The sequence below is a fragment of the Mesorhizobium sp. M2A.F.Ca.ET.037.01.1.1 genome (assembly GCF_003998075.1).
Classification (GTDB): domain Bacteria; phylum Pseudomonadota; class Alphaproteobacteria; order Rhizobiales; family Rhizobiaceae; genus Mesorhizobium.
Genome location: NZ_RZSA01000402.1, coordinates 1 through 5,494 on the forward strand (window position 1 = coordinate 1; position 5,494 = coordinate 5,494).

7 protein-coding genes are annotated in these 5,494 nt (G+C 62.4%); 5 read left to right on the forward strand and 2 right to left on the reverse strand.

What is annotated here, in order from left to right; genetic code table 11:
- A partial coding sequence (locus EOA27_RS19755; RefSeq protein WP_127256939.1) for an FAD-binding protein occupies positions 1 to 1,181 on the reverse strand: 1,181 nt, incomplete at its 3' end.
- A gap of 165 nt (positions 1,182 to 1,346) precedes the next feature.
- Here EOA27_RS19755 and EOA27_RS19760 point away from each other — a divergent pair.
- Both EOA27_RS19760 and EOA27_RS19765 read left to right on the forward strand, forming a co-directional pair.
- Positions 1,347 to 1,832, forward strand: a complete 486-nt coding sequence (locus tag EOA27_RS19760) for a thioesterase family protein (RefSeq protein ID WP_126060132.1) — start codon at positions 1,347 to 1,349, stop codon at positions 1,830 to 1,832.
- Positions 1,833 to 1,977: 145 nt separating this feature from the next.
- Positions 1,978 to 2,175, forward strand: a complete 198-nt coding sequence (locus EOA27_RS19765; protein ID WP_042644109.1) for a hypothetical protein — start codon at positions 1,978 to 1,980, stop codon at positions 2,173 to 2,175.
- A gap of 30 nt (positions 2,176 to 2,205) precedes the next feature.
- Here EOA27_RS19765 and EOA27_RS19770 read toward each other — a convergent pair whose 3' ends face one another.
- Positions 2,206 to 2,682 (reverse strand): Lrp/AsnC family transcriptional regulator, encoded by a 477-nt coding sequence (locus EOA27_RS19770; protein ID WP_126082036.1) that lies wholly within the window; start codon positions 2,680 to 2,682, stop codon positions 2,206 to 2,208.
- An 88-nt stretch (positions 2,683 to 2,770) separates the two neighbouring features.
- Between EOA27_RS19770 and EOA27_RS19775 the strand changes: the two genes are divergently transcribed.
- The 3 genes from EOA27_RS19775 to EOA27_RS19785 all read left to right on the forward strand — a co-directional run bounded on the left by EOA27_RS19775 (position 2,771) and on the right by EOA27_RS19785 (position 5,415).
- Positions 2,771 to 3,691 (forward strand): DMT family transporter, encoded by a 921-nt coding sequence (locus tag EOA27_RS19775; RefSeq protein ID WP_126082035.1) that lies wholly within the window; start codon positions 2,771 to 2,773, stop codon positions 3,689 to 3,691.
- Between the two features lie 183 nt (positions 3,692 to 3,874).
- A complete protein-coding gene (locus tag EOA27_RS19780) occupies positions 3,875 to 4,969 on the forward strand; it encodes a histidine kinase dimerization/phosphoacceptor domain -containing protein (RefSeq protein ID WP_245466997.1) in 1,095 nt (364 codons plus the stop codon).
- A 14-nt stretch (positions 4,970 to 4,983) separates the two neighbouring features.
- A complete protein-coding gene (locus EOA27_RS19785; protein WP_245467381.1) occupies positions 4,984 to 5,415 on the forward strand; it encodes a response regulator in 432 nt (143 codons plus the stop codon).
- The last annotated feature ends 79 nt before the right edge of the window (positions 5,416 to 5,494 follow it).

Genomic DNA, 5,494 nt, shown 5'->3' on the forward strand with positions numbered 1-5,494 from the left:
ATCAGCACCAGCACGTGGAAATTGCCGTCGCCGGCATGGCCGACGATCGGCGCGATCAGTCCCATCTCGGCGATGTCGGCTTCGGTTTCGGTGACGCATTCGGCAAGCCGCGAGATCGGCACGCAGACATCGGTCGACAGGCCCTTGGCGCCGGGGCGCAGCGTCAGCGACGACCAATAGGCGTCGTGCCGCGCCTTCCAGAGCTTGGTCCGCTCTTCCGCGACGCTGGTCCACAGGAACGGCCCGCCGCCATTCTCCTTCGCGATCATGCCGAACGTCTCGGCCTGTTCGGCCACGCCCGCATCGCTGCCGTGGAACTCGACGAAGAGGCACGGACTCTCCGGATAGTCGAGCTTGGAATAATTCTTCATCGCCCGCATCTGCAGCGCGTTGACCAGCTCGATGCGCGCCACTGGAATGCCCATTTGGATGGTCGCGATCACCGTGTTGCACGCCGCCTCCAAGCTCGGAAAGGGGCACACGCCGCCGGAGATCGCCTGCGGAATGCCCTGAAGCCGGAGCGTCAGCGAGGTGATGATGCCGAGCGTGCCTTCCGAGCCGACCAAGAGCCGGGTCAGGTCGTAGCCGGCCGAGCTTTTCTTCGCCCGCTTGCCGGTCGTCACTGTCTCGCCGTCGGCCATGACAGCGGTGAGCGACAGCACATTTTCCCGCATCGTGCCGTAGCGCACCGCGTTGGTGCCCGAGGCCCTGGTCGCCGCCATGCCGCCCAGCGAGGCATTGGCGCCAGGATCGATCGGAAAGAACAGGCCGGTGTCGCGCAGATACCTGTTGAGGTCCTCGCGCGTCACGCCGGGCTCGATCGTGCAGTCGAGGTCCTGCGGATTGACGGCGAGGATCCGGTTCATGCGCGAGGTGTCGATCGAAATGCCGCCGCCCGGCGCATTGGTGTGGCCCTCGAGCGAGGAGCCGACGCCGAAGGCGATCACCGGCACGCGGTGGGCAGCGCAGGCGCGCACGATCTCCTGCACGTCCTCGGTCGTTTCGACGAAGGCGACGCCGTCCGGCGCCTGGGTCGGGATATAAGTGGTGGTGTGCGCGTTCTGGCCGCGTATCGCCTCGCCGGTCTGGAAGCGCTCGCCGAAGCGCTGCTTGAGGATGCCGAGCACCGCGGCGATGCCTTCCTCGTTGCGTTCGACGGGATTGAGGTCGCTCAAAGCCATGAATTCCTCCGCGAATGGACCAGCGGCCACTCTTGATATGCAGCTATGGATGATGCCTAAAGCAATTCCAGGAAAAGTGTGAAGCGGTTTTCCGTCCGGAATTGCGCCGGAACAAAGAGAACCTCACCCGCCACGCCCTGTCCAGCGACGATCAAGGAAAATCAGATGACCATCCCCGCCCCCTTCATTTCCGACCCGATGGACATCGAGAAGGACTGGATCGACTATAACGGCCATCTCAACATGGCCTATTACAACGTGCTGTTCGACCGCTGTTCGGATGTCGCCTTCGAGATGATGGGCATGGGGCCGAACTACGCAAGGGATCGCCGCCTCACCATCTACACGGCGGAAGTCCATGTCTGCTATGTCCAGGAACTGCACCTCGACCACAAGGTGAAGGTCTCGTTCCAGCTTATCGACCACGATGAGAAGCGGCTCAGGGCCTATCAGGAAATCCGCCATGTCGACGGCTGGTTGGCCGCGACCTCCGAGCAGCTTGCGCTGCATGTCGACATGGCCGGGCCGCGGGTCGCCCCCTTCCCGGCCGACGTGATGGCGAAGGTCGAAGCCATGCGCGCCGCCCATGCGGCGCTGCCGATGCCCGAGCGCGCCGGGCGCTCGATCGGCATCAAGCGCAAGAGCGCTTGAAAACCCCCGCGCCCGCGTTAACCTTACCAAGGTTTTAACGTGAACAAGTCGCTTGAGTCCGTTGAACGACTCAGTGACGCGTTTGAAAACCGCCGTACCGGGTTTGCGCGCGGGCGGCTGGCGGAATGCGGTGCGAGGACAGTGCATGAAAACCGATATCAAGGTCGAGGTGGAGCGCTTGGCGGCCGATCCACGCATCACCGACTATGATTTCTGGCGATCGCTGAAGAACGTCGACAACGAGATCTTCCACATCGCCAACAACAATGAACCCATCCCGTTCGACATGATCCGCTGGCGCGCGATTCTGACCCAGGCGCGCATGCGGCGCGGCCACGCCTGATTCGTCCCCTCCGCCCGTCATCCTGCCCCGTCACTTTTGCCTGAACCCGCCCAGCGGCGAGCGCGGCTCGACCGGTGACGATTGGATGATGGCCGTGTTGGTCATCGCATAGGGAATGATCCGGTCGATCACCCGCTCGAGCTCGCTCACCGAGCCGACATGGGCGAGCGCGATGAAGCAATCCTCGCCGGTGACCCGGTCGCATTGCGCGATCTCCGGTAGCTCGCGAATGATATCTGCCACGACGGAAAGCTGTCCCGGCACCGGCCTGATTCTCAGCCATGCCGACAGCTTCATGCCGAGCGCGGACGGGTTGATCCTGACCGTATAGGCCTCGATCACACCGTTCTCCTGCAGCTTGCGGAGGCGCTCCGCCACGCTCGGCGCCGACAGCCCGACCGCGCGCGCCAGTTCCGCCGTGCTGATGCGCGCGTCCTTTTCCAGGAGCCGCAGGATCTTCAGGTCCACGGCGTCCAGGTCGGCATCTTCATTTCGAAGGTTTTTCAATATTTTTGCCTTCCATTGGAATCCAGAATGACAAAAGGCGCGCCGATCGCACATATTAGTTATGCATTTCGCCTGCGATAATGCGCCCATGACCAGCCAAACGCAAACTCCAGCTGCAAACCGGGCCGCCGGCAGAACCGACGCCCCGCGCCCCCTCCTTGCCCTCGGGGGATTGGCCAATGCGCTGCCGCCGCATGTCTGGTTCTGCATCAGCGCCGTGTTCCACTATCTCGGACCGGCTTTCGCGGTGCTGCTTTTCGACCAGGTCGGCGTGCTCGGCATGGCCTGGCTGCGCATCGCCACCGCCGCTCTCATCTTCGCCCCATTGACCAGGCCCTGGCGCGTCTTTGCGCGCGCCGACCGCGCTCAGCGACTGCTTTTGCTGGCCTTCGGCGCCTGTCTGGCGGTGATGAACTGCTCGTTCTATCTGGCGCTCGACCGCCTGCCGATCTCGCTGGTGGCGGCGATCGAATTCGTCGGCACGATCGGGGTCGCGCTGGTCGGCCTGCGCAGCCGGCGCAATTTTGCCGCGCTGGCTGTCGCGGTCATCGGCACCTTGCTGCTTATCGACGTGAAATGGTCGAGCGATCCACTCGGCCTGTTCTGGGCCTCTCTCAACGGCGCTCTGTTCGTCGGCTATATCGTGATCGGCCATCGCGTCGCCCAGGCAGGCCTCGCCATTGCCGGCCTCGGCGCCGCCATGGCGATCGCGTTCCTCGTCGTGTTGCCCATCGGCTTCCGCGAGGCGCTGCCCGCCTTCTCGTCGCCGCAACTGCTTGTCGCGGCGATCGGCGTCGGCGTCTGCTCCTCGGTCATCCCCTATGTCTGCGACCAGCTCGCCATGGCGAGGCTGCCGCGCGCGAGCTTCGCGCTGATGCTGTCGCTCCTGCCGCTCACGGCAACATTGATCGGCGTCATCGTGCTCCGCCAGGTGCCGAGCGTCATCGACTGTGTAGGTATCGCAATGGTGATCGCCGGCGTCGCCATGCATCGGCCCAGAGCCGTGTAGATCTCAAAGTGATTTCCACGCAGGAACTTAGAAGAACTCCGGTTTTGTTCCTTCACTTTTCCTGTCTGCGTCAACAAACCTGCGATTGAACCAATTCCAAGTCTGCGCCGTTGTCGCGGCGGTCAAGGCTTGGAGTTATCAATGGACGGGAAACACACAAGGGAAGCACCAGACGCCTGGCACATGACTGACAGTCTTCATGTCGAGCATGGCAAAGGCGACCCATTCGCGGCGGCCATTCGGGCAACGCGTATGTCGATGCTTATCACCGACCCGCGCAAACCGGACAACCCGATCGTCTTCGTCAACGATTCGTTCCTTCGGCTGACGGGCTATGCACGCGAAGAGGTCATGGGCAGGAACTGCCGCTTCCTGCAAGGACCGGAGACAGATCCGGCTGCCATCGCGGAACTTCGCACGGCGGTGGCCGTGGGCAACGACATCAGCATCGACATTTTGAACTATCGCAAGGACGGTTCCACCTTCTGGAATGCGCTCTACATCAGCCCCGTCTACAACGACAAAGGTGAGCTTTTGTTTTTCTTCGCCTCGCAACTCGATGTCTCCGACCGCAAGCACTCCGAGCAGCGCATCGTAGCCGACAAGCAGCGCTTCGAAGAGGCGGTAAAGGAGCGGACCAGAGAGCTCGAAGCTGCGCTCGAAACGCAGACCGCGCTGCTCCATGAGGTCGACCACCGGGTGAAGAATAATCTTCAGATGATCTCGTCCCTCATCCTGATGCAGCGCCGCATGATCAAGGATGAGGCCGTCAAGGACACCCTCGCGACGATGCTGGAACGCATAGAAGCGCTGAGCACCGTACATCGCCGACTCTACCAGTCGAAGGATGTAAGCAGGTTCGATGTCTCCGACTTCGCCAGGGACCTTGTCTCGGATCTGCTTGCAGCATCCGGCAGATCGCAGATCAGTTCGAAACTGGACCTGGAGCCGATCGTCGTTCCTGCCGACAAGGCAACGCCGGTGGCGCTGATTGTGAACGAGCTTGTCACCAATGCGTTGAAGCATGCCTTCAAGGACGAGACGACGCCCGGCAGCATCGGCGTCAAGATGAGCCAACCGGACGGGCACCTCATCATTGAAGTTTCCGACGACGGCGTCGGCATGGACGGGAACGCCGGTGACGGTTCCTTCGGTATGCGCCTTATCCGGCAACTCGGGCGCCAGCTTCGTGCCGATGTCGAGTGGCGGAACGCAAGTCCGGGCACGCGAGTTTTTATCAAAATGCCGAACGAAGCGCAGAAAAGGGACATCTCGTGAGCCAGCCGTTGAAAGTGCTCATCGTCGAAGACGAGGCCCTGCTTGCCATGGAATTGGAGAGCCTGATCGAGGAGGCGGGCCACCGGGTCGTCGGCTGGGCCATGTCGTCGGATGAAGCAAAGGCCATGGTCGATACCGAACGCGCCGACATCGCGTTCGTGGACATTCATCTGTCGGACGGCCCGACAGGAGTCAAGGTTGCCGAGCACGTAAGTCAGTCGGATCAGCCGATGGTCGTGTTCATGACCGCGAATCCGAGACGCATTCCTGAGAACTTCGCCGGCGCGGTTGGCGTCATATCGAAGCCCTATACCATGAACGGGCTGATGTCGGCCCTGCGCTATCTGCACGAAGGCATGCGCCGCCCGCCTCCGGCGTCGGCGCCGCCCGCTGGCTTCACGCTGTCGCCCGACTTTGCAGCGGTTTGGGCGCCGGCGGTTGCCTGACGCGCGAAGCGTCAGGCCAGCTTCTCCTTCAGAAACGCCACTGTCCGGCCCCAGGCGAGATCGGCGGCTTTCTTGTCGT

Bases quoted from the DNA above. Each gene is read 5' to 3' on its own strand.
- EOA27_RS19760 (WP_126060132.1), top strand. From the start codon at position 1,347: ATGACCATCCCCGCCCCCTTCATTTCCGACCCGATGGACATCGAGAAG.
- EOA27_RS19765 (WP_042644109.1), top strand. From the start codon at position 1,978: ATGAAAACCGATATCAAGGTCGAGGTGGAGCGCTTGGCGGCCGATCCA.
- EOA27_RS19775 (WP_126082035.1), top strand. From the start codon at position 2,771: ATGACCAGCCAAACGCAAACTCCAGCTGCAAACCGGGCCGCCGGCAGA.
- EOA27_RS19780 (WP_245466997.1), top strand. From the start codon at position 3,875: ATGACTGACAGTCTTCATGTCGAGCATGGCAAAGGCGACCCATTCGCG.